We start from the raw sequence: 24064 nt of genomic DNA, 5'->3' as shown, positions 1-24064 counted from the left end.
CCAATGTGAAGGTGTCCATTCCAAGAGGAGTTCCTCTATGGCCGCCGTCCTGAGTCTCCGGTTCTATCTGCTGATCGCGCTGGCACTCGTGGTCTTCGTCGTCGTGGGCTTTGCTCCAAGCTACTACCTGCGCATCCTGACCGCTCCGCCGCCGCTCACGACGTTGCTGCATGTGCACGCCGTCGTGTTCACCGTCTGGATGGCACTCTTCCTCGCGCAGGTGGGTCTGGTCGCCGCCCATCGCGTCGACCTGCACCGCAAGCTTGGGATCGCGAGCGCGATCTTTGCCGGCATCGTCGTAGCGGTGGGCGTACTGTCGGTCTTCCAGACTGCCATCTCGAACCATGTCAGCCCCTCGGGGGTGGCACCGCCGCAGTTCTCCATCGTCGGGTTCACCTCGATCGGGCTGTTCGCAGTATTCATCGCGCTCGGCATCGCCTGGCGCCGTCGGCCGGGACTGCATCGGAGATTCATGATCCTGGGCTTCATCGCGTCGATCAGCCCGGCTACGGCGCGCATTCTGCGGCTGCTCGACATGCAGCCGCATCGTGACCTTCTGATCCCGTTGTGCGCGGCGCTGTTCGTCGCCGCCTGCCTCGTACACGACTGGCGCAGGCACCGAGTCGTGCATCCCGCCTATGTGATTGGCGGCCTCGTGATCATCGCGTCGTGGCCGCTGCGAATCATGATCGGACGCAGCGAGTGGTATTTCCCGATCGGGGAGCAGGTGGCGCGGCTGGCGCACTCGATGTTCGGTTCATAGGAAGTTTCGACGAAAAATGGTGTCAGGGACATTTCCGGTGGAAGCATTTGCTCGACCATCACAACAGTGACGATCGCGAGAGCTGCTTGAGCGAGTTTGCGTGTATTACATGAATCAGCAGTCCCCTGAACTCCATCGCTGAGGATAGGCACGCAAAAGAAGGTCTACCGCCTGCGCGACTCTTGGCGTGTCGACGACGGTACGCTGGGCCGCAGATCTCGGGCGCAGATCGCCGATCACCAGAAGCAGGAACGCTTGTGCTACTTGCCTAGGCTGTTCGCAGCAGCGATGACGTTCTAGGAGTCCGGAAAGGAAACGTTCGAACTCTTCATACCGCCTCCGCCACGCGGCCTGTTGCTCCGCGGACAACCGCTGCCCTGCAAGGATCAATGAAACGGCTGCCGGATGCGCCGCCAGGTCCTGCAGTTGAAGACTGACGTCGAAGAGCTGTCGGCGCAGCGGGAGAGCCCCATTTGTGGAGCGCAGTGCGGGCAGATCGAGCAGGCAGCTGTCGATCACCGCATCGATCAATGAGGCCCTTCCGTCGAAGTACGAATAAAGCGTGGCCTTCCGCACCCCCGCCGCCTCGGCCACTTCGTCCATGGTGGGCTGCTCGAACCCGCGTTGGGCGAACAATCCCATCGCCGCAGTCAGGATGGCGGGCCGCAACATGCGCTTGCGTCCCCTTTGTCCTCGCTGTGGCTTTTCCGGGAGGCTGTACGATTTCACAATGTGACTATATTACATAATGGTCACTTGTTGTCCGCGCCAAAGGCACGCGGTAGGCTAGAGCCATGAGCACCCCAACCCCTTATTCAGTTTCTGGCCGCGGCCCGGCTGATCACGACGTCCGGGATCAGATCGTCGCGGCAGCGACCGAGCACTTCAGCCGGTATGGCTACGAGAAAACGACTGTCTCCGACCTCGCCAAGGCGGTTGGTTTTTCGAAGGCCTATATCTACAAGTTCTTCGAGTCCAAGCAGGCCATCGGCGAGATGATCTGCGCCAACTGCCTGCAGCAGATCGAGACCGAGGTCAGGGCCGCCGTGGACGAGGCCGAAAGGCCGCCCGAGAAGCTGCGACGGATGTTCAAGGCGATTGTCGAGGCGAGTCTTCGTCTGCTTTTCCAGGATCGCAAGCTCTACGAGATCGCAGCTTCGGCGGCCAGCGAGCGCTGGCAGGCAGCACTCGCGTATGAGGAGCGGATCCAGGCGCTGCTTCAGGAAATCCTGCAGGAAGGCCGGCAAACCGGGGATTTCGAGCGCAAGACCCCACTCGACGAGACCACCGCGGCGATCTACTTGGTCATGCGCCCCTACCTCAACCCGCTGCTCCTGCAGCACAGCTTTGACTCTACCGACGAGGCGCCCGCCCGGCTGTCTGGGTTGGTGCTCCGCAGCCTGTCTCCATGATGAATAGGCATTAGTGACTATTGACTAATTTGGTCACTAGTTGGAAGATGGGATCCCAGAACGGCTCGTCTATGGGATCCCCTCATGCTCCGGCACCGCCTCGTTTTCACCGCAGTCCTCTGCGTCTTGCCGCTCGCACTGGTCGCATGCGGCGATAAAACAACCTCTGACCCGCGTACCCAGACCCCGCTGGTACGTGCCGCCACCGTCCAGGGGGCCGATTCCGCATCGCGTTCTTTCACCGGGACCGTGGCCGCCCGGGTACAGAGCGACTTGGGCTTCCGCGTCTCCGGCAAGGTGCTGGAGCGACTCGTGGATGCAGGGCAGACCGTCAAGCGCGGCCAGATGCTCATGCGGATCGACCCGGTCGATCTGAAGCTCGCCGTGAATGCGCAGCACCAAGCCGCCGCGGCCGCCCAAGCGCATGCGAAGCAGACGGCGCAAGAAGAAATCCGGTACCGCAATCTGCTCGGTACTGGAGCGATATCCGCATCGGCATACGACCAGGCCAAGGCCGCGGCAGATGCCGCAAGGGCCCAACTTCGTGCGGCCGTTGCCCAAGCCGAGGTTGCCCGCAACGCGAGCCGCTATGCGGAGCTGGTCGCAGACGCGGACGGCGTTGTCATCGAAACGCTCGCCGAACCTGGCCAGGTCGTCAGCGCCGGCCAGGTCGTGGTGCGTGTGGCGCATGCCGGCCCGCGCGAAGCCGTCATCCAGTTGCCTGAAACCCTTCGCCCTGCGGTCGGTTCCGGCGGACAGGCCACGCTCTACGGCAAGGACGGGGTCACCGTCCCCACCCGCCTCAGGCAGCTCTCGGACGCCGCCGACGGGCTGACCCGCACCTTCGAGGCACGGTACGTGCTCGAGGGAGACCTCGCCGACGCGCCACTGGGCGCAACGGTCACCGTCGAGATTGCGGACGGGCATTCCTCCTCGAAAGGCGACTTGCAGGTTCCGGTCGGCGCCCTGTTCGACGCGGGCAAGGGGCCGGGAGTGTGGGTCATCAACGGCAACCCGGCCAAAGTCACCTGGCGTCCGGTCACGGTCCAGCGCTTGAGCGATGAAGGTGCGCGTATCGCCGGCCAGCTCAGGCACGGCGACCGGATCGTCGCGCTCGGCGCACACCTGCTGCGCGAAGGCGAGCAGGTCCGGGTGGCGGGCCAGCCTGCGATCGCGGCCATCGCAGGAGCGAGTCGATGAGCGAGAGCCGTTTCAACCTGTCGGCGCTCGCCGTTCGCGAGCGCGCGGTCACCTTGTTCCTGATCTGCCTGATCTCGCTGGCGGGGCTCGTCGCGTTCTTCCAGTTGGGCCGCGCGGAAGATCCCGCCTTCACCGTCAAGGTAATGACGATCGTGACCGCCTGGCCCGGTGCCACCGCGCAGGAGATGCAGGACCAGGTTGCCGAGAAGATCGAGAAGCGCCTGCAGGAGCTGCGCTGGTACGACCGCAGCGAGACCTACACCAGGCCCGGGCTGGCTTTCACCACGCTGAGCCTGCTGGACAGCGCGCCGCCATCGGCGGTGCAGGAAGAGTTTTACCAAGCCCGCAAGAAGATCGACGATGAGGCGAAGAACCTTCCGGCCGGTGTGATCGGTCCGATGGTCAATGACGAATACTCGGATGTCACCTTTGCCCTGTTCGCGCTCAAGGCCAAGGGCGAGCCGCAGCGCCTGCTCGTGCGCGAAGCGGAAACGCTACGGCAGCGGCTGCTGCACGTGCCCGGCGTGAAGAAGGTCAACATGATCGGCGAGCAGTCCGAGCGCATCTATGTCGAGTTCTCGCACGAACGCCTGGCCACGCTGGGTGTCGGTCCGCAGGACGTGTTCGCCGCGCTCAATAGTCAGAATGCGCTGACTCCGGCGGGATCGGTAGAAACCCAGGGACCGCAGGTGCTGGTTCGCCTGGACGGCGCGTTCAACGAACTGCAGAAAATCCGAGACACGCCGGTGGTCGCGCAGGGTCGCACACTCAAGCTCTCGGACATCGCCACGGTCCGGCGCGGCTACGAAGACCCGGCTACCTTCCTGATCCGTAACGGCGGAGAACCGGCCCTGTTGCTGGGCATCGTCATGCGCGATGGCTGGAACGGGCTCGACCTGGGCAAGGCACTGGATAGCGAAGTCAGTGCGATCAGTGCCGAGCTGCCACTGGGCATGAGCTTTACCAAAGTCACCGACCAGGCCGTCAACATCAGCTCGGCGGTCGACGAGTTCATGGTCAAGTTCTTCGTCGCGCTGTTGGTGGTCATGCTGGTGAGCTTCCTCAGCATGGGCTGGCGCGTAGGCATCGTGGTCGCCGCTGCCGTGCCGCTCACGCTCGCGGCGGTCTTCGTGGTGATGGCCGCGACCGGCAAGAACTTCGATCGCATCACCTTGGGATCGTTGATCCTGGCGCTGGGCCTGCTCGTCGACGACGCCATCATCGCCATCGAGATGATGGTGGTGAAGATGGAGGAAGGCTACAGCCGCATCAAAGCCTCCGCTTACGCCTGGAGCCACACCGCCGCGCCGATGTTGTCGGACACATTGGTGACGGCTGTCGGCTTCATGCCCAATGGATTCGCTCGTTCCACGGCCGGCGAGTACACCAGCAACATGTTCTGGATTGTCGGTACCGCGCTGATCGCGTCGTGGGTAGTTGCGGTCGTGTTCACGCCTTATCTGGGCGTCAAGCTGCTGCCGGATCTCAAGAAGGTCGAAGGTGGCCACGAGGCGCTTTACGACACGCCGCGCTACAACCACTTCCGCCGGATGCTGAAGCGCGTTATCGCCCGCAAATGGTTGGTGGCTGGTTCGGTAGTGGGCCTGTTCGTCTTCGCTATCCTCGGCATGGCCATCGTCAAGAAGCAATTTTTCCCGATCTCCGACCGCCCTGAAGTGCTGGTGGAGGTGCAGATGCCCTATGGCACGGCGATCGGGCAGACCAGCACCGCGACCGCGAAGGTCGAGGCGTGGCTCGCCCGGCAGAAGGAAGCCCGGATCGTCACCGCCTACATCGGCCAAGGAGCGCCGCGCTTCTACTTAGCGATGGGACCGGAACTGCCCGATCCATCGTTCGCCAAGATCGTAGTCCGCACGGACAGCCAGGACGAGCGCGAGGCGTTGAAGCACCGGCTGCGCCAGGCGATCGCCAATGGCCTAGTTCCCGAGGCGCGCGTGCGCGTCACCCAGCTCGTCTTCGGTCCGTACTCGCCGTTCCCGGTCGCCTACCGCGTCGTGGGACCCGACCCGGAAAAGCTGCGCGAGATCGCCGCCGAAGTGCAGCAGATAATGGAAGCCAGCCCGATGATGCGCACAGTCAATACCGACTGGGGCACGCGCACGCCTGCGCTGCACTTCACCTTGCAGCAGGACCGCCTGCAGGCGGTGGGGCTCACCTCCAGCGCCGTGGCACAGCAGTTGCAATTCCTGCTGACCGGCATACCGATCACCGCTGTGCGCGAAGACATTCGCACCGTGCAGGTGGTCGCGCGCTCCTCTGGCGATATCCGGCTCGACCCGGACAAGATCACGGACTTCACCTTGGCCGGCGCCAATGGCCAACGCATCCCATTGTCACAGGTGGGCGAAGCGGATGTGCGCATGGAGGAACCGATCATGCGCCGGCGCGACCGCACGCCGACGATTACAGTGCGCGGCGACATCGCCGAGAACCTGCAGCCACCCGACGTCTCCACGGCGATCCTGCAGAAGCTCCAGCCGATCATCGACAAGCTGCCGGACGGCTACCGCATCGAGCAGGCCGGCTCGATCGAGGAATCGGGCAAGGCCACCAAGGCCATGCTGCCGCTGTTCCCGATCATGCTGGCGGTGACCCTGATCATCATCATCCTTCAGGTGCGCTCGATCTCCGCCATGGTCATGGTCTTCCTGACCAGCCCGTTGGGCCTGATCGGCGTAGTGCCCACCCTGATCCTGTTCCAGCAGCCATTCGGCATCAATGCATTGGTGGGCCTGATTGCGCTCTCGGGAATCCTGATGCGCAACACGCTGATCCTGATCGGGCAGATCCGCGAGAACGAACAGGCCGGTCTGGAGCCGTTCCATGCGGTGGTGGAAGCCACCGTGCAACGCGCCCGTCCCGTGATCCTGACTGCCTTGGCGGCCATCCTGGCCTTCATCCCACTGACCCACTCGGTGTTCTGGGGAACGCTCGCCTACACGCTGATTGGCGGCACGTTCGCAGGAACGATTCTGACCCTGGTGTTCCTGCCGGCCATGTATTCCATCTGGTTCCGGATCAGGCCCGTCCCCTCACAGCACTAATCCATTCCATTCACCCATCGGAAAAAGCAGCCATGTCCAATTCCAACGTCGTTCTTGTCACTGGAGTGTCGTCGGGCATCGGGCGTGCCACCGCAATGAAGTTTGCCGAGCGAGGTTGCCAGGTGTTCGGCACCGTGCGTAGCACCGCAACGGCGCAGCCCATAGCGGGCGTCGAAATGATCCAGATGGATATCCGCGACGAAGCTTCGGTCCAACGTGGAATCGGAGAGATCATCTCCAGAGCCGACCGCATCGACGTGCTCGTCAATAGTGCCGGCGTGACCCTGCTGGGCGCGACCGAGGAAACGTCGATTGCCGAGGCGCAATCGCTGTTCGACACCAACGTGCTCGGCCTCTTGCGCACGACGCAGGCAGTACTGCCCCGCATGCGCGCGCAACGTTCGGGAAGAATCGTCAACGTAAGTTCGGTCTTGGGCCTTCTCCCGGCGCCCTACATGGGGCTCTACTCGGCATCCAAGCATGCGGTCGAGGGGATGTCCGAGACTCTTGATCATGAGGTGCGCAAGTTCGGAATCCGCGTGGTGCTTGTCGAGCCTTCCTTCACCAGAACGAACCTGGACGCCAACGCGCCCCCGACAACTTCGAAGATTTCGGACTACGACGACGAACGTGAGCTCGTCCTCCGGGCTGTCCAGAAGAATGTCAGGAATGCGCCGGAACCCGATGGCGTGGCCAACACGATTGTCGAGGCGGCGCTTGGCAGCTGGCGCATGCGCCGCACGCCGGCTGGACAGGCTTCGGTTCTCAGCAAGCTGCGTCGCTTCATGCCGGCCGGTCCCGTCGATGCCAGCCTCAGGAAGGCGTTTGGACTGTCGTGAGGCACCACTGCGAACGAAAATCAAAAATGATGCAAGAGACATTCCCGGTGCCCAGGGATCAATCCGGACTTCACTGCGAGATCGTACGAGGACGCATCTCTCGCCCGGTAGGGTCGGTTTCCAGCACCGACTCATGCAACCCGCCGATGTGGGCGACGGGCCTGTCATCGTCGTCCAGCTGAAAGAGACCCCAGGACACATCCGCGATCTGATTGGGAAAGCCGGGATCCCCCAGCAGGTAACACAGGTTGAACAGCAGGTCCGCCTGCATGCCGCGGACCACATCCGTCAGGTCATTGGGATCGGCGCCCGCGGACAGTAGTCGCTGCAATGCAAGTCCGACGCCGGCGTAGGGCTCATCCGGCCTCTTCAGGGCGGACTCGATGTACGGCGCTATCCAGCCGGTGTCGCCGTCGGCAAGCACCAGCGACCATGCCTGCTTCAGGAACACGAAGCGGGCGAGTTGCGGGATGCCCTCCTGGACCTGGCTGCTTGCCCACCCTTCCGGGTCGTTGGCTCCAAGCTTGCGAAAGATGGCGGTCAGTTCGTCAAAACCGTGCGACATGGCCTGGCTCCATTCCGATGCCTGCATGATGCCGAACCTGAAGCGTGCCGGCTCGAGCGCTTTGTCGTGTTTCCGCGAAAACGGGAATCACTCCACCCAAAGGCGGCAGCCGGCCTTGGCTTCTGCAGGCAGGCCATGCGAACCACCCGCACGCTGCGGTCACCGCCGGGCTGCCAGGCTGCGGCGCCTGATCACGAGACCTGCCATGCCCCGTCGCCCTTCGCGCGCCAGCCTGCCCCTGCTCACCGACACCGCCGTGGCCTCGTCGGAAGTCATCGCGGCGCGGATGCGCATGTTCGCCGACCCGTCCACCTGGGGTTCGGCCGGAAACCAGCGCGAGGTGCAGCGGATGCTGCAGGAGAAATTCAGCGCCAGCGGCGAGGGCGCCTGGGCGGCGGGGCAAGCGATGGCGCGGATGCCGCTGCGGGCCGCGCAGTCGGGCGTGTGGCTGGCGCCGTGGCAACCGCAGGCCTGGTGGTGGTGGTGGTCGTCGATGGCCGAAGCCTGGATGGGCCTTGGCAATGCCGCGCTGCGGCCGGCGACGCGCAAGGCCGTGGCCAACCGCCGGCGCCTGCGCGCGCGTTGAGGGCTGCGCTGCGATCAACCGCAAGCGCAGCCCGGGCCGACGTCGAGCTGGTAGGTGCAGGTGCCGGGCTCGGGTTCGTTCTCGTCGCTCGGCGGGAACGGCAGGCCGGCCTTGGCGCGTTCGCTGGCCTCGTTCTCGGTGGGGCCGCAAACGACCAGGGACGTGCCCGAGGTGGACGAAGGTGTGCCATCGGGATTGGCGCAAACCTCGGTGCGGATGCGCGCGGTCCAGTTGCAGGCCTCGGTCTTGGTCTGGCCGGCGGGCAGCTGGGTGCGGCACTGGCTCAGCGGACCTTCGCGTTCGCGGGCCTCCTGCGCGGCGACGGCGGCGGGCTGGGTGAGGCACCAGGTGAGGTGGTCTTCGTACAACGGCGTCCAGCGCGGGCCGCTGAACTGGCAGCCGCGGTCGGCGGCTTCGCGCACCTGGTGTTCGGCGTCGCGGGCGTAGGCATCGCAGCGGCGGAACTCGGCGCCGCCACCGCATACGCCCAGCATGGCGTGGCGGATCGCGATCTCGCGGTTGGCGGCTTCGGTGGGCACGCCCAGGCACCAGGCCAGGTGATGGTCGTAGCTATCGCCCCAGCGCGGGCCGGTGAATCCGCATTGGCCGCCGAGGTTGGATCTTTGGTTTGCCACCGCCAGGGACGCGTACTCGTGGCAGCCCTCGGCACCGGGTTCGCGCCGGCACACACGCAGGTTGTTGGCGCGGAACGCGGTCTCGTTGGCCACCCACTCCGCCGGCGCGCTGCGGCACCAGTTGTAGTGGGCGTCGCGGTTGTCGTGCCAGCGCGGATCCAGCCAGCCGCAGTTGTGCTGGCGTGAGGTCTGGTAGGCCTGCACGGCATCGCGGGCATAGGCCTCGCAGACTTCGTGCGATTCCGCGGCCGCCTGCGATGAAGCGGCCAAGGCGACGAGCAATACCGGCAGCAGGCAGCGACGGAGGCGGTGCATGCGCGTTCTCCCGTGGACCGTTGCGCTGATGCCAACGCGCGGTTCGGGCTGTATCGGCCAGGGGTTCCCAGGGCCGGTCGGGTCAGGAAGATGGTGCGCAGGCGCACCGGCGTGGCCGCCGCGTCGGGTGCCCCGCCTGCTGAAACCTCACGAGGCTCCGCGAGTACTCACGCCGCGTAATACGCCAGGAACATCTCCACCGCCGCTTCGGTGACCTGGGTCTGCTGGGCCGCGGTCAGCGGCGGCTGGCCCATGGCGATCTGCGGCCAGAACGCGAAGCCCTTGACCAGGCTCTGCAGCTGCATGGAGGCGAACACGGGGTCGTGGGTCTTGAGCCTGCCGTCGGCGGTGGCGGCACGCACCCATGCGGTCAGGCCTTCCTCGCGATCGCCCAGGCGGGCGATCAGTTCGCGCGCCAGCTCCGGGTTGTGCACGCCGGCGGCGATGGCGACGCGGGCCAGGTCGGTGAAGCTGGGGTCGTGTAGCAGCCGCATCTTCTGCTCCACCAGTTCTAGCAGCTGCGCGCGCAGCGGCCGGTCGGTGCGATAGGGGATGTCCAGGCCGTCGGCGCCGCGTTCCCACATCTGCTCGAGGATGCGGGTGAACAGCACCTCCTTGCTGGGGAAGTGGTTGTACACGGTGCGCTTGGAGACCCCGGCGCTGGCGGCGATGCGATCCATGCTGGTCGCCTCGTAGCCCGATTCCCGGAACTCGGCCACGGCGGCCTCCAGGATCGCCGCGCGCTTGCGGTCGGTCAGGCGGGCGGGGGCGGCTTCGCGGGGCATGACGCAAGTTTACACCGGACAGTTTACTTTTGCCCGAATATAAGTACACTGCACGGTGTAGTTCCTAACTCTGGCACACCGATGCGCCGACCCCCCGCCCGACCCCGCTTCCGTCGCCTGCGGCGCATCGCCCTGACCCTTGGAGCCCTGCTCATGAGCGCCTGCCTGCTGTCCTTCGCCACGACCGACCGGCCTGTGGCGGCCCATCCCGACTCGCCGCAGGCGACCGACGGCCGCTTCCGCAACGCGACACCCCGACCCGCCGAGGGCATGGCCAAGACCGCCCGGATCCTGTGGAACTTTCTGTTCAACAAGCCCGCCGACAGCGTGCCGCGGGCGCCGCTGCCGGTCTTGGCGCTGACCCGCGCGCAGCTGGAGGCGGCGCCGGACCGTAGCCTGTTCCGGCTGGGGCATTCGACCCTGCTCCTGAAGCTGCGCGGCGGCTTCTGGATCACCGATCCGGTGTTCGCCGAGCGCGCCTCGCCGGTGCAGTGGATGGGCCCGCGCCGCTTCCACGCGCCGCCGATCGCACTGGACGAGTTGCCGCCGCTGCGCGGCGTGCTGCTCTCGCACGACCACTACGACCATCTCGACCGCGACACCGTGGTGCAGCTGGCGAAGACCGCCGAGGTGTTCCTCACTCCGCTCGGTGTCGGCGACCGGCTGATCGCCTGGGGCGTGCCGGCGGACAAGGTGCGCCAGCTCGACTGGTGGCAGGGCGCGTCGTTCGACGGCGTGCGCTTCACCGCGACCCCGGCCCAGCATTTCTCCGGGCGTGGGCTGTTCGACGGCGACCGCACGCTATGGGCGTCGTGGGTGATCGACGACGCGGCCGATGGCGACGGCGACGACGGCTTGCGCCTGTTCTTCAGCGGCGACACCGGCTATTTCGACGGGTTCAAGGAGATCGGGCGCCGGTTCGGCCCGTTCGACGTGACCATGATCGAAACCGGCGCGTACGACCCACAGTGGGCCTATGTGCACATGCTGCCCGAGCAGACCGTGCAGGCGCACCAGGACCTGCGCGGGCGCTGGCTGCTGCCGGTGCACAACGGCACCTTCGACCTGGCGATGCACGGCTGGCGCGATCCGTTCGAACGCGTCAGCGCACTGAGCGCCGAGCGCGACATCGCCCTGGCCACGCCGATGATGGGCGAGCATTTCGACCTGGCGGCGCCGCAGCCGACCAACGCGTGGTGGCGCGCGGTGGAGTAGGGCGTTGCGGGCTTGGCGTGCAGGAACGGGTCGACTGGACGCCTGTATTCGCCGTCCTGATTAGGACTCGCACCCCACGCCATCGTTGTCGCGGTCCAGATGCGGGCCGTAGCCCGGATCGCCGCGGCCCACGGGTGCCGCGCCATGGGCACGGGCCTCGGTGCAGTTGGCAAATGCGCGCCCGGGGCCGGAACCGCCGCTGGGCGTCAGGGTGTTGCCCGGGATGGCGTCGCGCTGCGCCGGCACGAGGCGGGGCCGCGACGGCCCGTCGCTGCCGCCGTGGCAGTGGTAATCGCCGGTCTTGCGGTTGTTGTGGCAACCCTGGCCGTTGAGCCCGCCGCCATGGGCGTACACGGTGCTGCTGGCCGGGATGGCGATACAGCTGACGATGAGGGTCCAGAACTGCATGTCGATCTACCGCACAGGGGATGTTTTTATGGATGCAGGAGTCGTGCCAAGCGCGCGGGTATTGCCGGTGGCACGGGCCGGACAGGCGCAGCCGTTCGCCGGTTTGCGCAGCAGCGCACACTCCGTGCCGGCATCCGCCCGGCCAGCCGATCCGGCCTACACTGCCGGCGTCACCCTGGGGAGATGTCCATGCGCTACGGCGTCCTGCTGTGCCTTGCCGCGTTCGCGGCTTTCCCGGCCCGCGCCGCGACCGAGTTCGGGCCTGCGGTGAAGGCGGATTACGACCAGCGCCTGGGCGCGCTGTTCGACTGGTTCCACCGCCATCCCGAGCTCTCCTACAAGGAGACCGCCACCGCGGCGCGGATGGCGAAGGAACTGCGCGCGATCCCGGGCATCGAGGTCACCGAGCGGGTCGGCGGCACCGGCGTGGTGGGGGTGATGCGCAATGGCGACGGCCCGACCGTGCTGGTCCGCGCCGACATGGACGGGCTCCCGCTCAAGGAGGCCAGCGGCCTGCCCAATGCCTCGACCGTGGTCCAGACCGGCATCGACGGCGTCGAATCGCCGGTCATGCACGCCTGCGGCCACGACGTGCACATCACCTCGCTCATCGGCACCGCCAGCCGGCTCGCGGCGATGAAGGACCGCTGGCAGGGCACGGTGGTGTTCGTGGTGCAGCCGGCGGAGGAGCGGATCGGCGGCGCGAGGATGATGCTGGAGGACGGCCTGTACACCCGCTTCCCCAAGCCCGACTACGCGCTGGCCTTCCACGTCGATGCCGATACGCCGACCGGCACGATCGTGGCGGACCCGGGCATCAGTTCCTCGTCGTCGGACAGCGTCGATATCGCGATCCACGGCGTCGGTGCCCACGGCGCCTACCCGCACCAGGGCAAGGACCCGATCGTGATCGGCGCGGAGATCGTGATGGCGTTGCAGACGCTGGTGAGCCGCGAGATCTCGCCGCTGTCGCCCGGCGTGGTCACGGTGGGTGCGTTCCACGGCGGCTCCAAGCACAACATCATCTCCGACCGCGCCGACCTGCAGCTGACCGTGCGCGCCGACGACGAGGCGGTGCGCAAGGCCCTGCTCGACGGCATCAGGCGCATCGCAGTGAACGTCGGGCGCATGAACGGCCTTGCGGAGGACAAACTGCCGGAAGTGAAGGTGTCGACCGAATCGACGCCGGTCACGATCAACGATGCCGCGCTGACCGCGCGGCTGCGCACCACCTTCGCCCAGGCGTTTGGCGAAGGCGTGCTCGCATCGCGGCCGCGCTCGGGCATGGGCGCGGAAGATTTTGCGTATTTCGTGCAGCCCGAACTCGGCGTGCCCGGTTTCTATTTCAGCGTCGGCGGCACGCCGCAGGCGGAGTTCGATGCCGCCAAGGCGGGCGGGCCGCCCGTGCCCGGCCACCACTCGCCGCTGTTCAAGATCGATCCGGAACCCTCGGTGCGGCTCGGCACCGAAGCCATGACCGTGGCGGTGCTCGATTTGCTCAAGCCCGTTGCCGCCACTGCGGCGACGGATTAGCGCCGGGGCTGCACAAACCCGAAGCCCAAAGAGAGCACCGCCATGCAGGAAACGAAACCGCGCTACCGACACCTGCTGGCAGTGCTGCTCGCCTGCGCCATTCCCGGCCTGGCGCTGTCCGCGCCACCCAGCGCGCCAGCGCCGGAGCGGGTCCTGAAGACGGCGGCTTCGCAGGTGAAAGCGAAAACCGGGCAGTCGCAGGGCGACAAGAAGGCCCGACGTCCTCCCAATGAGCCGGCGAAGCAGCCCTATCAGCCGCTCGTCGATACGGTGCGCAAGAGCACCGAGACGTTCCGCGACGAGAACGTCAGCGAAAGTGCGGATCGCGACCGCCTGCCCGACCCGCCGGGGCGCTGAGCGCAGGGCGGGCGCAGCGGGCATCGGTGCGCCTGCCCGTCTTTACGGCACGGGTGCACCGCACCGCCTAGAATGCAGCCCCTACTTCGATCGCGCGCCTGACCGCAGGCGCTTGCCATGGCTCCCAATGCCACCGTGTACAAGGCGGAACTGCAGGTCACCGATATGGACCGGCATTACTACGCCTCGCACGACCTGATCCTGGCGCAGCATCCCTCGGAGACCGCCGAACGGCTGATGGCACGGCTGCTGGCGTTCGCGTTGTTTGCAGACGAGCGACTGATGTTCGGGCGCGGGCTCAGCGACGAAGACGAACCGGCGCTGTGGCAGCGCGATTACACCGGCGATATCGAACGCTGGATCGAGCTCGGGCAGCCGGACGAATCACGCCTGCGCAAGGCCTGCGGCCGCGCGCAGCAGGTGGTGGTGGTGACCTATGGTGGCCATGCCGCGGAGGTCTGGTGGAAGAAACATGGAGCCACGCTTGCGCGGCTGCGCAACCTCACCGTGATCGACCTTCCCGCAGAGGGCGTCGCAGCCGCGACCGGGCTGCTGGCGCGCGGCATGCGCCTGACCGCGATGATCCAGGACGGCGAGCTGCAGCTGATGGATGCCGATCGCAGCATCGCGCTGCGCCCGCAGGTGCGAATGGCGCCGCTCGAACAGGCGGCCTGAGTTCCGCAACATCGGGTGGGCTCGACCCACTCCGTGTCGCTGCCGTACGCGCAGTTGCCGGGCGACCCGGTCACGCCTCAAGCCGCGGGCCTATCTGCCGTGCCCGCCTTCAACGATCCAGGTTCAGCGTGTTGAGGAATCCGGAGACGTCGTTGTCCGCGATCGCGACCAGCATCTCGTAGAGGTTGTCCTCCAGACGCCGCGTCATCGCACCGGCGACCACCGGTACGTCGCCGTACTCCGCCTGGATCTGCTGCTCGACCATGCTCACCACGTCGCGCAGCGCGGCTTCGCGCTCTTCGGGCGAGCCGGACATGGCATCGGTCAGGTAGTCCCGCAGCCCGTTCTTGATCTGGTCGTCGCTCAGCCCATTGATGTCGCCGTAGGTCTGGGTGAGGAACTTCGCAAAACCACCCGCCGGGATCAGCCCAGCGCCGGTGGACACCACGTCGAGCACCCGCAGGATGCCGCTGACCCGCGCCTCGTTGGAAGCGAGTTCGCCCAGGTAGGGCGATGCCTGCGCGATCAGCAGTGCTGGCGCCACGATCTCGAGCCTGCCGAGCGGATCCTGCGCCGCCTGCGAGGCGGGATCCTGCCGGACCTGATCCACCAGCCCGTCGACGTAGCGGTCCAGGCTGCGGGTCACCGAGTCGGCGTGGGAGTTGTTGCCGTTGAAGGCGGTGAGCGAGAGCAGGAAGCCGAGCTTGCGGCTATCGTCGCCGGCGTACTGGTCGCCGTTGGCGTAACCGTCGGTGAGGTCGGCGAAGACGGCATCGGCATGGAGCGTGGTCAGCAGACCCAGCGCCTCGGCGCGCGGATCGGACGTGGTGTTGCCGAGGATGCCGTTTTCGACGAAGAACTCCTGGTTCTCGCCGGCCCAGTTCACGAATTCGACCGCAAGATTGGTGCCGCCGACCTCCACGTCCCCGTACATCTCCGCCACGCCGCGCATGAGGACGGCGAGCGGATCGGGATTGGCCGGTTCGTCGTCGTAGAGCGAGCCCTTGTCGGCCAGCAGGGTGCGGATGTGCGCGCGCTCCTCGGGCGAGCGCGCCTGCACGCCGTCGGCGCCCGCATCGGTATCGGCATAGGCCGAGGCCAGCGCCTCGCGGCCCGAATAGTCGCTGCCCAGGCCTTTGGTGATGATATTGGCGACGCCGGTCGTGGTCGTTTCGGTCCCGTGCGATGCGGAGTTGCGGTCGGCGCCGGCGAACGTGTCGAGCGCGTAGTCGGCCATGGCGCGCTCGAACGCTTGCATCTCTTCGCTGTTCGATGCGCCGAACAGCATCCGCGCGCCGTTGGCCTGCGTGCGCTCGAATCCGGCGATGCCGGCGCCGAACAGCAGGCTGATCTCGTCGTTGTCGAGGCGCCCGGCGGCGTGCTCGAGGGCGATCGCATCGGCCAGCACCCGCAGGCCGCGCTGCGGGTAGTTCGTCCCCTGCAGATCGTTGAGGGCGCCGGTATTGATCACCTGCGGCCAGGCATCGGGGTCGCGATGTTCGAGTTCCTGCAGCACGCGTTGCGCGTTTTCGGGCGACATGTCCTTGAGTTCGCGTACCAGTGCGGCGGTGGTTTCGTAGGAAGGCGCATCGAGGATGCGATCGACCACGGCTCCCGGATCGACGGTGCGCTGATCGGCGAGACGGTCTTCGTACGCCTCGCGCACCGCGGCCTGGTCTTCGGGCGGCAGGTGTCGGTAGGTCTGGGCATCGATGCCGTAGATGTCGGCCATTGCACGGCTCCGTGGCGAATGCGGCGAGCCTAGCGATCCAGCTGCGTCGCTGCCATTCGGGCCGACCCTAGGCTGGCCGAAAGATCAGCCATCGCAGATTGCGTGGGCCAATCGGGTGGTGAATGCGCACCGGACGCGTTAGATGGACGGATGCGGGCGCGCGATCGGCGAATCGTGATCGCTGCGCGAATGGCACCCTGCGATGGATGTCGATCCGGCCTTGGCTGGATCGTCGTTTTGCAAGAGGATCGTCCTCTCTCATTGGAGAAGCATCATGCCCAGCACCATCCGCCTGCATCGCGTCCTGGCCGCCCCACCCGAGCGCGTCTACCGCGCCTTCCTGGATCCGGGCGCCATCTGCAAATGGCTGCCGCCGAACGGCTTCACCTGCACCGTGCATGAGCTCGATGCCAAGGTCGGCGGCCGCTACCGGATGTCGTTCACCAACTTCGGCACCGGCAACAGCCACGCCTTCGGCGGCGAATACCTGGAACTGGAGCCGGGCGAGCGGCTCAGGTACTCCGACAGGTTCGAGGATCCCAACCTGCCCGGCGAGATGACCACCACGGTGACGCTGAAGAAGGTCTCGGTCGGCACCGAAGTGCAGATCGTGCAGGAAGGCGTGCCCGACGTGATCCCGGCCGAAGCCTGTTATCTGGGCTGGCAGGAATCGCTGGCGCTGCTCAAGAACGTGGTGGAGCCGGATATTCCGGACGGCGCCTGAGCGCAGTCGCCGACGCGGCGATGGGTGCGATCGCCCGGGCCCATCGGCTCGCGCGGCGCAATCGGTTGAGCCTTTCGCAAGCGCGATCCGCGGGCTCGGTGGGCCGATAGGCCCACCCGATGCGTCATCGCGCTGACGCGGATCCCGGCGCTACCCGCAACACTGTGGTCCGCAGCATCGCGTGCAGCGCATGCTGCAATGCACAATAATGCGGTGGATGGAAATTCCGACCCCATCCGCCGTCGCCGTCCGCTCGCCCCTGCCGCCGCGCCAGCTCGCATTGATCCTGCTGGCGCTGGCGATGGGCGGGTTCGCCATCGGCACCAGCGAATTCGTGGTGATGGGGCTGATCACCGAAATCGCGCGCGGTTTCGGCGTGACCGAACCCCAGGTCGGCCATGTGATCAGTGCCTACGCCCTGGGCGTGGTGGTCGGCGCACCGCTGCTGGCGATCCTCGGCGCGCGCCTGCCGCGGCGCAGTCTGCTGCTGTGGCTGATGGGCTTCTATGCGCTGGGCAACCTGGCCAGCGCGCTGGCGCCGAGCTATCCGCTGATGATCGTGTTCCGCTTCATCGCCGGTCTGCCGCATGGCGCCTATTTCGGCGTCGCCGCGCTGGTGGCCGCCCACGCCAGTCCGCCCGAGCAGCGCGGCAAGGCCGTGGGCCGGGTGATGCTCGGGCTGTCGGTGGCGCTGCTGGTCGGCAATCCGCTCGCCACCTGGATGGGGCAGGCGTTGAGCTGGCGCTACGCCTTCGGCGTGGTGACCCTGATCGCGCTGGCCACGGTGGCGATGACCGCGCGCGTGCTGCCGAGCGGCCTGGGCGCACCGCGCACCGATGCCTTGCGCGAACTGCGTGACTTCAATCGCGCCCCGGTGTGGCTGGCGCTGGGCACCGGTGCGATCGGTTTCGCCGGCATGTTCGCGGTCTTCAGCTATCTGCCGCCGGCCTTGGTGCAGGTGACCGGCGTGCGCGAATCGTTCGTGCCGTTCGCGCTGGTGGCGTTCGGCGCGGGTGGCATCGCCGGCTCGCTCGCCGGTGGTTGGCTGTTCGACCGTTTCGGTTTCCGCGCGGCGGCGATCGTGCTGGTGTGGTCGATCGCGGTGTTGCTGGCGTTCCCGCTCGCGGCGCTGTCGCCGTGGACGGTGCTGCCGGCGGTCGCGGCGGTAGGCACCATGGGCGCGTTGGCGCCCGCGCTGCAATCGCATCTGATGGACGTAGCCGGTGATGCACAGACACTGGCTGCCGCGTCCAATCATTCCGCGTTCAATATGGCCAACGCGCTCGGCCCGTGGCTGGGTGGCATGGCCATCACCGCTGGCTACGGCTGGACCAGTACCGGTTACGTGGGCGCGATCACCGCACTGGGTGGCCTGTTGATCTATGCCTGGGCGCGCGCCGACCTGCGCGCGCGCCGGCCGGTGCCGGCGGTCTAGCGTCGCGACGCACGCTGCGTCCGCGCATCCGGTTTACGCAGGCCAGGAATGCGGGAGTTCGCCGGCGCGTTGGCGGTGCGTGCATTTCACTCTCCGCTTGCGATACGCGCAGGTAACCTGCCCGCCCCCGCACGAGGAGGATCCATGGAAACCAATGAACTGCATCGCGGCCGCCTGATCGACCACCTGCAACTGGTGGTGCGCGACCTCACCGCCAGCCGGCGCTTTTACGCTGCCGTATTCGACGTGCTCGGCGTGCCCATCGGTGGCGAGGGCGACGACTATTTCTGGGCGGACGAGCTGTTCGTGTCCACCGCCGACAGCGAGGCCGCGCAGGGCAAGCTCACCGGGCGCCACCATCTCGCGTTCCAGGCCAGCGACCGCGCAATGGTCGACGCTTTCCACAAGGCCGCACTGGCCAATGGCGGCAGCGACAACGGCGCTCCGGGCGAACGGCCCTACCATCCCGGCTACTACGCCGCCTTCGTGCTGGATCCGGACGGCAACAACATCGAAGCCGTGTACCACGGCGAGGCGCAACGCAGCGCGCCGTCGGTGAAGGTGACGTTCTAGAAGAATCGTCGTGCCGCGTCGGGCGTCGGCGCGCAGCCGGACGGGAAAGCCGCAAGAGACGCAATGGGGCTTGCGCGCGGCTGCGCGGGACACCCGCGTCAGCAGCCGATGCGTATCGCTATGACACCTGCGATCCCGCGTCGCGCTTGGCCGCCTGCAGGCGCTCGAGTTCGAGCTCCTGGGCGCGCTCTTCCTGCTTGCGCAGTTCCTCGCGGCGGATCGCCTCGACCTCTTCGGGCGTGGGGTCCTCGTGCAGCGACAGGGCCATGCCCGGAGCGTTGCTCGGCTCGCCGCGGCGGCTCTTGAGCTTGATGTTCAGACGCAGCTCGTTGGCCGAATCGGCGTTGCGGATCGCCTCCTCGTAGCCGATCAGACCCTCGTTGTAGAGCTCGAACAGCGCCCAGTCGAAGGTGCGCATACCCAGCTCGCGCGAGCGGGTCATGATGCCCTTGAGCTCGTTGAACTCGCCCTTGAAGATTTTCTCGGCGATGGTCGGCGTGTTGAGCAGGATCTCGATCGCCGCCACCCGCCCGACCCCGTCTTCGGTGCGCACCAGCCGCTGCGAGATGATCGCGCGCAGGTTCGCCGAAAGATCCATGAGCAGCTGGGTGCGGCGCTCCTCGGGAAAGAAGTTGATGATGCGTTCCATCGTCTGCGACGCACTGTTGGCGTGCAGGGTGCTCAGGCACAGGTGCCCGGTCTCGGCGAACGCGATCGCATGTTCCATGGTCTCGGCATCGCGGATCTCGCCCACCAGGATCACGTCCGGCGCCTGGCGCAGGGTGTTCTTCAGCGCGTGGTGCCAGGAATGCGTGTCGACGCCGACCTCGCGATGGGTCACCAGCGACTTGCGCGAGACATGCGCGTACTCCACAGGGTCCTCGACGGTGATGATGTGGCCGGCCGAGGTGCGATTACGATGGTCGATCATCGCCGCCAGCGAGGTCGACTTGCCCGAACCCGTGCCGCCGACCACCAGCACCAGGCCGCGCTTTTCCATGACCACGCCCTTGAGCACTTCCGGCAGGCGCAGCTTCTCGAAGTTGGGGATCTCGGCGGCGATCGTGCGCAGCACCATGCCGACCTGGCCCTGCTGCACGAACACGTTCACCCTGAACCGCGACACGCCCGGCACTGCGATGGCGAAATTGCACTCCATCTCGCGCGCGAATTCGTCGCGCTGCTTGTCGTTCATCAGGGACGCGGCCAGGCGCGCGGTCTGCGCGCCGTTGAGCGGCGCGTCGGCCATGGGCGTCATCGCGCCGTGCGCCTTCATGCTCGGCGGAAAGTCGTGGGCGATGAACAGGTCCGAGCCGCCCGCCGCCGCCATCCGGGCCAACAGGTCGTGCATGGTGGCGCGGGCGTCGTCGAGATCGGGAACGGTCATGAAGGCAGGTGCGATGGCGGCGCGACATCATGCCTGCCGTGCGATGCCGGGCGCGTGCCCGTGATGCGTCGTTCCACCAGGACGCGAGCGCGGTCTCGCGCCACCCGTGATCGCTGCCGCCGTTTTCGCGCGGCGGCGGCGTGCGGCCTCGAAGGCGACGGTGTGCACCCGGGCGTGATGACCCCAACGGTCCGCGCAAACCCGGCGTGGGCATGCCCAGCCCGGCACTGGCCGATCTCCGGATGGCTCGGCGTTGTGGTCACGCCGGCTCCCCCGAGCCGATCCATGGGAGACCATCATGCGCCGCATCACTCAAATCGCCGGGTTGACGATCGCCATCGTCGCTGTCCTGGGCGCCTGCCAACGCGAATCCGCCGCACCACCTGCCGCCGCGCCCGGCACGGACGCGGCGGCGGCCGAAGAGCAGGCACCCGCCGCCGCGCCAGCCCGCACTACCGCCGCGACCGACCTCGAACAGTTGGCGACGCGGGTCATGACCCAGAGCGCGGCGGTGAAGGAAGGCGACGTCGTGCTGATCGGCGGGCGCATGGCCGATTCCGAATTAATGGAAGACCTGGCGGTCGCAGCGCGCAAGGCCGGTGCCTTCCCGCTGATCACCTACAGCAGCGACCGCCTGTCCAAGCGCCTGTTCTTCGACGTGCCGGCCAAGTACGACAGCCAGAGCGATGCGCTGGCGCTGAAACTGGCGGAGATCGCCGACGTCACGATCGAAGTTTCCAACGCCACCACCGAGAACCTGTTCGAAGGCGCGGAGCCGGCGCGCGTGGCTGCACGGACCAAGGCATTCGAACCGGTCCAGCAGGCGTTCGCGCGCAACAAAGTGCGCAGCGTCGAATTGGGCAATGGCCTGTATCCGGCGTCATGGCGCGCCGAGCGCCTGGGGCTGTCGGAAGCGGCGCTGGCCGACCTGTTCTGGAAGGGCGTCAACGTCGACTACGCGCAACTGCAGGCGCGCGGCGAGGAAGTCGGCAAGGCGGTCGCCGCCGCCAAGGACGTGCACGTGACCCATCCGAACGGCACCGACCTGAAGTTCAGCGTGCAGGGACGGCCGGTGCTGGCAAGCGACGGCGTGGCGTCCGAAGCCGATCTCAAGCGGGGCGGCGGCGCGCTGTCGCAGTACCTCCCGGCCGGCGAGGTCTACACCACACCGGTGCCGGGCAGCGGCGAGGGCAAGTTGGTGCAGACACGCGGCTATTTCCGTGGCAAGCAGATCGACGACCTGACCCTGACCTTCTCCGCCGGGCAGTTGACCGCCATGACCGGATCGGGCCCCGGCTTTGCGGCCTTCAAGGCCGAATACGATGCGATGGACGACAAGCGCAAGGCGGCGCTGGCGTTCCTGGACTTCGGCATCAACCCGAACATCAGCCTGCCGGCCAATGCCAGCGTCGGTACCTGGGTGCCTGCCGGCAGCGTCACCCTGGGTACCGGTGCGAATGTCTGGGCCGGCGGCGACAACTCTGTGCCATACAGCCTGGTCGTGCATCTGCCCGGCAGCACCGTGACCCTGGACGGAAAACCGGTGGTGGAGCAGGGCGTGCTCAAGTTGTGAGCGTGCGCAACCGGCGATGTGTCAGAGACATGGGGTGGGCCCATGCCCACCCCAGCTGAGCCTGGACTCGCAACCGGCATGTTGCCGGAACCGCCGCTGCCGCTCGCGAATGCTGGCTCGCCGCGCAATGACCCGGCTCACCACTCGTACGTCCAGGCGTAGGTCCAGTACGTGGTTGGTTTGGGATCGAACCACACCTTGCCGTCCAGCGCTGCGCCCACCCGCGTGGTGAGGCGCAGGCGGTTGCGAAAGAACAAGCGATCGTCCTCGTGCCGGCTTCCATTGCCGCGGCGATGATCCGCTCTGCGACTTGAAGGCGAGCGACAACGCTACTTCGCTGCCGTAGCCGACTCCATCGGCAATGCGCTTGAGCGAGCGTCCCTGGGGCAATGCGCGCTGAGCCAGCACCACCGGCCAGTGCTGCAGATACGCACCGGGCGTGCAGCCCGGCGTCTCGCGGAAGGTGTCAGGCAGCGTCGCGCGCGGCGCGTCGCAGGGCGGCCCGCGCCAGCAGCCGCGTCGAATCGAGTGTGGGCAGGCAGGCGTTGCCGTCATCGATCACCAGGGGAAGCTCGGTGCATCCGAGGATGACCGCATCGCAGCCTGCCTGGTCGAGGCGTTCGATCGTCTCCAGCAGGAACCGGATCGAGGGTTCGCGCACATGTCCGGGAACCAGCTCTTCCATGATGATCCGCCCCACTTCGCGCCGGTCGTCGGCGTTCGGCCTGACCAGGTCAAGGCCCTGGCCGGCGAGTTTGGTCGGGTAGACATCGCTCTCGACGAGCCAGGTCGTCCCGAGCAGCCCCAGTCGGCGATGGCCGCCCGCCCTGGCCTGTTCGACGACGCAATCGGCGATGTGCAACCAGGGCGTATCGATGCGTTCCGTGACCCAGTCGTAGGCCTGGTGGAAGGTGTTGTCGGGGCAGATCAGCAGCTGCGCGCCGATGCGGGTCAGCTTGCGGGCGGAATCGAGCATCAGTTCACCGACGCCGACCAGGTCACCCCGCTCGAGGCACGCGACGTAGCCTGCCAGCGACGGGGTATGCATGGACACCTCGGGGTGGCCGTGCGCTCCGAAGAACCCGGCCCCTTCCTGGCAGATCGTGCGATAGCACAGCGCGGCGCCCTCGGCCGAACCGCCCACGATTCCGAGATGCAGCGCCATGGTTAGCCTCCGGGTGCCAGGATAGCGACGTGGGCCGTGAAGCTCCGGCCCTGTCGCGCCTGGAGCAGGCGTGGCCGTGCACTCCCATCGATGTCCCAGTCTATTCGGCGCGTGACGTGATGTGACGCGCGCCAGCGACGATGCGAGCCTAGTTGCATCCCCGTGTCGCGCACTGCCCGTCAGCCGGCGTCTGCCTGCCTCCATTGCCGCGGCGATGCTCCGCTCTGCGCCTTGAAGGCACGCGACAACGCCGCCTCGCTGCCGTAGCCGACCTCGTCGGCGATGCGCTTGAGCGGGCGTCCCTGGCGCAGTGCGCGCTGCGCCAGCGCCACCCGCCATTGCTGCAGGTACGCACCGGGCGTGCATCCCAGCGTGTCGCGGAAGGCGTTGGCGAACACGCTGCGCGACATGCCCGCTTCCGCGGCAAGCGTGTCCAGCGACCAGGCCTGCGCCGGGCGTTCGTGCATCGCCACCAGCGCCAGCCGCAGGCGCGGATGGGCGAGACCGCCCAGCAGCCCGACTTGTGCCTGACCGGTTTCCATCAGCTGGCGCAGGATCTGGATAACGGCGACTTCGAACAGCCGGTCGACCAGTGCCTGGCGCCCGCATCGCTGTTCGAACGCTTCCTCGAAGAGCAGGCCCAGCACGCCGTCGAGGCCTTCGATGTCCGCCAGTGGCAGGTACACGAAAGCGGGCAGGGTGGCGGCGATCGGGTTGGCGGCGCCGCCCTCGAACCGGAGATTGGCGCAAGTCAGGTCCGCGCCGGTGTCGGGATCGGTGATGAAGCGATGCGCCATCGGCCGCGGGTAGAGCAGCAGGCTGGGCGTGTCGATGCGCAGCGCCGTGGTGCCGTCGTGGACCACCTCGACCACCCCACGGCGGACGAAGTGCAGCTGCCCGGTGCCTGCTTCTGCGGCGAGGTCGTTGATCCCGCACAGCGTGCCGGTGTGGAACATCCGGGCGCTGACCGGGAACCGGTCCAGCAGGGCTTCCAGCCGATCGGCCATCGAATACTCCAAGTCAAGTTTTATGGATTTTACGACGCAAATCGTCCCGAATTCCGCCCAAAGTAGCCCTACCGGCACGTAACGTCCACCCACCCGCCGGAAAGGAAACCGATCC

General features: G+C 66.9%; 23 protein-coding genes and 1 pseudogene. 14 read left to right on the top strand and 10 right to left on the bottom strand.

Annotated elements, in window-relative coordinates:
• Positions 1-37 precede the first annotated feature (37 nt).
• Positions 38-763 (top strand): hypothetical protein, encoded by a 726-nt coding sequence (locus tag MC375_RS02885; protein ID WP_242101767.1) that lies wholly within the window; start codon positions 38-40, stop codon positions 761-763.
• Positions 764-877: 114 nt separating this feature from the next.
• Here the strand turns inward: MC375_RS02885 and MC375_RS02880 are convergent, their stop codons facing one another.
• Positions 878-1435, bottom strand: a complete 558-nt coding sequence (locus tag MC375_RS02880; RefSeq protein ID WP_242101766.1) for a TetR/AcrR family transcriptional regulator — start codon at positions 1433-1435, stop codon at positions 878-880.
• A 122-nt stretch (positions 1436-1557) separates the two neighbouring features.
• Here MC375_RS02880 and MC375_RS02875 point away from each other — a divergent pair, with 122 nt between their 5' ends.
• The 4 genes from MC375_RS02875 to MC375_RS02860 all read left to right on the top strand — a co-directional run bounded on the left by MC375_RS02875 (position 1558) and on the right by MC375_RS02860 (position 7279).
• Complete coding sequence (locus tag MC375_RS02875; RefSeq protein ID WP_242101765.1) at positions 1558-2175, top strand: TetR/AcrR family transcriptional regulator; 618 nt, start codon at positions 1558-1560, stop codon at positions 2173-2175.
• 84 nt (positions 2176-2259) lie between these two features.
• Complete coding sequence (locus MC375_RS02870) at positions 2260-3375, top strand: efflux RND transporter periplasmic adaptor subunit (protein WP_242101764.1); 1116 nt, start codon at positions 2260-2262, stop codon at positions 3373-3375.
• On the top strand, positions 3372-6440 hold the full coding sequence (locus tag MC375_RS02865) for an efflux RND transporter permease subunit (RefSeq protein WP_242101763.1): 3069 nt from the start codon (positions 3372-3374) through the stop codon (positions 6438-6440). Before MC375_RS02870 ends, MC375_RS02865 begins: the two co-directional genes overlap by 4 nt.
• 32 nt (positions 6441-6472) lie before the next feature.
• The gene (locus MC375_RS02860) at positions 6473-7279 is read left to right on the top strand and encodes an oxidoreductase (RefSeq protein WP_242101762.1); all 807 of its coding nucleotides are present in this window, start codon (positions 6473-6475) and stop codon (positions 7277-7279) included.
• Between the two features lie 70 nt (positions 7280-7349).
• On the opposite strand, the gene MC375_RS02855 is transcribed toward MC375_RS02860, so the two are convergent.
• Complete coding sequence (locus tag MC375_RS02855; RefSeq protein ID WP_242101761.1) at positions 7350-7871, bottom strand: hypothetical protein; 522 nt, start codon at positions 7869-7871, stop codon at positions 7350-7352.
• 178 nt (positions 7872-8049) lie between these two features.
• Between MC375_RS02855 and MC375_RS02850 the strand changes: the two genes are divergently transcribed.
• Positions 8050-8430, top strand: a complete 381-nt coding sequence (locus MC375_RS02850) for a hypothetical protein (protein ID WP_242101760.1) — start codon at positions 8050-8052, stop codon at positions 8428-8430.
• A 14-nt stretch (positions 8431-8444) separates the two neighbouring features.
• On the opposite strand, the gene MC375_RS02845 is transcribed toward MC375_RS02850, so the two are convergent.
• Together MC375_RS02845 and MC375_RS02840 are read right to left on the bottom strand one after the other, a co-directional pair.
• The gene (locus MC375_RS02845) at positions 8445-9380 is read right to left on the bottom strand and encodes a hypothetical protein (RefSeq protein WP_242101759.1); all 936 of its coding nucleotides are present in this window, start codon (positions 9378-9380) and stop codon (positions 8445-8447) included.
• A gap of 167 nt (positions 9381-9547) precedes the next feature.
• Positions 9548-10165 carry a TetR/AcrR family transcriptional regulator gene (locus MC375_RS02840; protein ID WP_242101758.1) on the bottom strand — a complete coding sequence of 206 codons (618 nt, stop codon included), beginning with the start codon at positions 10163-10165 and terminating at the stop codon, positions 9548-9550.
• 153 nt (positions 10166-10318) lie between these two features.
• Here MC375_RS02840 and MC375_RS02835 point away from each other — a divergent pair, with 153 nt between their 5' ends.
• Positions 10319-11380 (top strand): MBL fold metallo-hydrolase, encoded by a 1062-nt coding sequence (locus MC375_RS02835; protein ID WP_242101757.1) that lies wholly within the window; start codon positions 10319-10321, stop codon positions 11378-11380.
• A 60-nt stretch (positions 11381-11440) separates the two neighbouring features.
• Here the strand turns inward: MC375_RS02835 and MC375_RS02830 are convergent, their stop codons facing one another.
• On the bottom strand, positions 11441-11788 hold the full coding sequence (locus MC375_RS02830) for an excalibur calcium-binding domain-containing protein (protein WP_242101756.1): 348 nt from the start codon (positions 11786-11788) through the stop codon (positions 11441-11443).
• Between the two features lie 189 nt (positions 11789-11977).
• Between MC375_RS02830 and MC375_RS02825 the strand changes: the two genes are divergently transcribed.
• From MC375_RS02825 to MC375_RS02815, 3 genes are all read left to right on the top strand, one after another.
• A complete protein-coding gene (locus tag MC375_RS02825; RefSeq protein WP_242101755.1) occupies positions 11978-13321 on the top strand; it encodes an amidohydrolase in 1344 nt (447 codons plus the stop codon).
• Positions 13322-13363: 42 nt separating this feature from the next.
• Positions 13364-13678, top strand: a complete 315-nt coding sequence (locus tag MC375_RS02820; RefSeq protein WP_242101754.1) for a hypothetical protein — start codon at positions 13364-13366, stop codon at positions 13676-13678.
• Between the two features lie 117 nt (positions 13679-13795).
• Complete coding sequence (locus MC375_RS02815) at positions 13796-14353, top strand: YaeQ family protein (protein ID WP_242101753.1); 558 nt, start codon at positions 13796-13798, stop codon at positions 14351-14353.
• A gap of 109 nt (positions 14354-14462) precedes the next feature.
• Here the strand turns inward: MC375_RS02815 and MC375_RS02810 are convergent, their stop codons facing one another.
• Positions 14463-16085, bottom strand: a complete 1623-nt coding sequence (locus MC375_RS02810) for a hypothetical protein (protein WP_242101752.1) — start codon at positions 16083-16085, stop codon at positions 14463-14465.
• A 274-nt stretch (positions 16086-16359) separates the two neighbouring features.
• On the opposite strand from MC375_RS02810, the gene MC375_RS02805 reads away from it, so the two are divergent.
• From MC375_RS02805 to MC375_RS02795, 3 genes are all read left to right on the top strand, one after another.
• The gene (locus MC375_RS02805) at positions 16360-16809 is read left to right on the top strand and encodes an SRPBCC family protein (RefSeq protein ID WP_242101751.1); all 450 of its coding nucleotides are present in this window, start codon (positions 16360-16362) and stop codon (positions 16807-16809) included.
• A 301-nt stretch (positions 16810-17110) separates the two neighbouring features.
• Entirely contained in the window at positions 17111-18244 is a 1134-nt protein-coding gene (locus tag MC375_RS02800) for an MFS transporter (protein WP_242102937.1), read from the top strand.
• A gap of 144 nt (positions 18245-18388) precedes the next feature.
• Positions 18389-18817 (top strand): VOC family protein, encoded by a 429-nt coding sequence (locus MC375_RS02795; RefSeq protein WP_242101750.1) that lies wholly within the window; start codon positions 18389-18391, stop codon positions 18815-18817.
• 118 nt (positions 18818-18935) lie between these two features.
• Here the strand turns inward: MC375_RS02795 and MC375_RS02790 are convergent, their stop codons facing one another.
• Complete coding sequence (locus MC375_RS02790) at positions 18936-20204, bottom strand: PilT/PilU family type 4a pilus ATPase (protein WP_242101749.1); 1269 nt, start codon at positions 20202-20204, stop codon at positions 18936-18938.
• A 298-nt stretch (positions 20205-20502) separates the two neighbouring features.
• On the opposite strand from MC375_RS02790, the gene MC375_RS02785 reads away from it, so the two are divergent.
• A complete protein-coding gene (locus MC375_RS02785) occupies positions 20503-21777 on the top strand; it encodes an aminopeptidase (protein ID WP_242101748.1) in 1275 nt (424 codons plus the stop codon).
• A 276-nt stretch (positions 21778-22053) separates the two neighbouring features.
• Here the strand turns inward: MC375_RS02785 and MC375_RS02780 are convergent.
• From MC375_RS02780 to MC375_RS02770, 3 genes and pseudogenes are all read right to left on the bottom strand, one after another.
• Positions 22054-22242, bottom strand: a pseudogene (locus MC375_RS02780) (helix-turn-helix domain-containing protein); the annotation flags it as partial.
• A 1-nt stretch (position 22243) separates the two neighbouring features.
• Positions 22244-22942 (bottom strand): amino acid racemase, encoded by a 699-nt coding sequence (locus MC375_RS02775; RefSeq protein ID WP_242101747.1) that lies wholly within the window; start codon positions 22940-22942, stop codon positions 22244-22246.
• 179 nt (positions 22943-23121) lie between these two features.
• Positions 23122-23949, bottom strand: coding sequence for an AraC family transcriptional regulator (locus MC375_RS02770; protein WP_242101746.1), 828 nt, complete (start codon positions 23947-23949; stop codon positions 23122-23124).
• Positions 23950-24064 lie beyond the last annotated feature (115 nt).

The organism is Lysobacter sp. M2-1 (assembly GCF_022662495.1).
In the GTDB taxonomy this organism is placed as follows: Bacteria; Pseudomonadota; Gammaproteobacteria; order Xanthomonadales; family Xanthomonadaceae; genus JAKPBU01.
This window is presented reverse-complemented; position numbering and strand designations above follow the sequence as displayed.

What these genes read in the sequence shown, in the direction of transcription:
- MC375_RS02820 (WP_242101754.1), top strand. Translation starts at nt 13,364, where the DNA reads ATGCAGGAAACGAAACCGCGCTACCGACACCTGCTGGCAGTGCTGCTC.
- MC375_RS02825 (WP_242101755.1), top strand. Translation starts at nt 11,978, where the DNA reads ATGCGCTACGGCGTCCTGCTGTGCCTTGCCGCGTTCGCGGCTTTCCCG.
- MC375_RS02885 (WP_242101767.1), top strand. Translation starts at nt 38, where the DNA reads ATGGCCGCCGTCCTGAGTCTCCGGTTCTATCTGCTGATCGCGCTGGCA.
- MC375_RS02785 (WP_242101748.1), top strand. Translation starts at nt 20,503, where the DNA reads ATGCGCCGCATCACTCAAATCGCCGGGTTGACGATCGCCATCGTCGCT.
- MC375_RS02840 (WP_242101758.1), bottom strand. Translation starts at nt 10,165, where the DNA reads ATGCCCCGCGAAGCCGCCCCCGCCCGCCTGACCGACCGCAAGCGCGCG.
- MC375_RS02860 (WP_242101762.1), top strand. Translation starts at nt 6,473, where the DNA reads ATGTCCAATTCCAACGTCGTTCTTGTCACTGGAGTGTCGTCGGGCATC.
- MC375_RS02800 (WP_242102937.1), top strand. Translation starts at nt 17,111, where the DNA reads ATGGGCGGGTTCGCCATCGGCACCAGCGAATTCGTGGTGATGGGGCTG.
- MC375_RS02830 (WP_242101756.1), bottom strand. Translation starts at nt 11,788, where the DNA reads ATGCAGTTCTGGACCCTCATCGTCAGCTGTATCGCCATCCCGGCCAGC.
- MC375_RS02855 (WP_242101761.1), bottom strand. Translation starts at nt 7,871, where the DNA reads ATGCAGGCATCGGAATGGAGCCAGGCCATGTCGCACGGTTTTGACGAA.
- MC375_RS02875 (WP_242101765.1), top strand. Translation starts at nt 1,558, where the DNA reads ATGAGCACCCCAACCCCTTATTCAGTTTCTGGCCGCGGCCCGGCTGAT.
- MC375_RS02810 (WP_242101752.1), bottom strand. Translation starts at nt 16,085, where the DNA reads ATGGCCGACATCTACGGCATCGATGCCCAGACCTACCGACACCTGCCG.
- MC375_RS02770 (WP_242101746.1), bottom strand. Translation starts at nt 23,949, where the DNA reads ATGGCCGATCGGCTGGAAGCCCTGCTGGACCGGTTCCCGGTCAGCGCC.
- MC375_RS02835 (WP_242101757.1), top strand. Translation starts at nt 10,319, where the DNA reads ATGAGCGCCTGCCTGCTGTCCTTCGCCACGACCGACCGGCCTGTGGCG.
- MC375_RS02870 (WP_242101764.1), top strand. Translation starts at nt 2,260, where the DNA reads ATGCTCCGGCACCGCCTCGTTTTCACCGCAGTCCTCTGCGTCTTGCCG.
- MC375_RS02790 (WP_242101749.1), bottom strand. Translation starts at nt 20,204, where the DNA reads ATGACCGTTCCCGATCTCGACGACGCCCGCGCCACCATGCACGACCTG.
- MC375_RS02850 (WP_242101760.1), top strand. Translation starts at nt 8,050, where the DNA reads ATGCCCCGTCGCCCTTCGCGCGCCAGCCTGCCCCTGCTCACCGACACC.
- MC375_RS02795 (WP_242101750.1), top strand. Translation starts at nt 18,389, where the DNA reads ATGGAAACCAATGAACTGCATCGCGGCCGCCTGATCGACCACCTGCAA.
- MC375_RS02805 (WP_242101751.1), top strand. Translation starts at nt 16,360, where the DNA reads ATGCCCAGCACCATCCGCCTGCATCGCGTCCTGGCCGCCCCACCCGAG.
- MC375_RS02775 (WP_242101747.1), bottom strand. Translation starts at nt 22,942, where the DNA reads ATGGCGCTGCATCTCGGAATCGTGGGCGGTTCGGCCGAGGGCGCCGCG.
- MC375_RS02865 (WP_242101763.1), top strand. Translation starts at nt 3,372, where the DNA reads ATGAGCGAGAGCCGTTTCAACCTGTCGGCGCTCGCCGTTCGCGAGCGC.
- MC375_RS02845 (WP_242101759.1), bottom strand. Translation starts at nt 9,380, where the DNA reads ATGCACCGCCTCCGTCGCTGCCTGCTGCCGGTATTGCTCGTCGCCTTG.
- MC375_RS02815 (WP_242101753.1), top strand. Translation starts at nt 13,796, where the DNA reads ATGGCTCCCAATGCCACCGTGTACAAGGCGGAACTGCAGGTCACCGAT.
- MC375_RS02880 (WP_242101766.1), bottom strand. Translation starts at nt 1,435, where the DNA reads ATGTTGCGGCCCGCCATCCTGACTGCGGCGATGGGATTGTTCGCCCAA.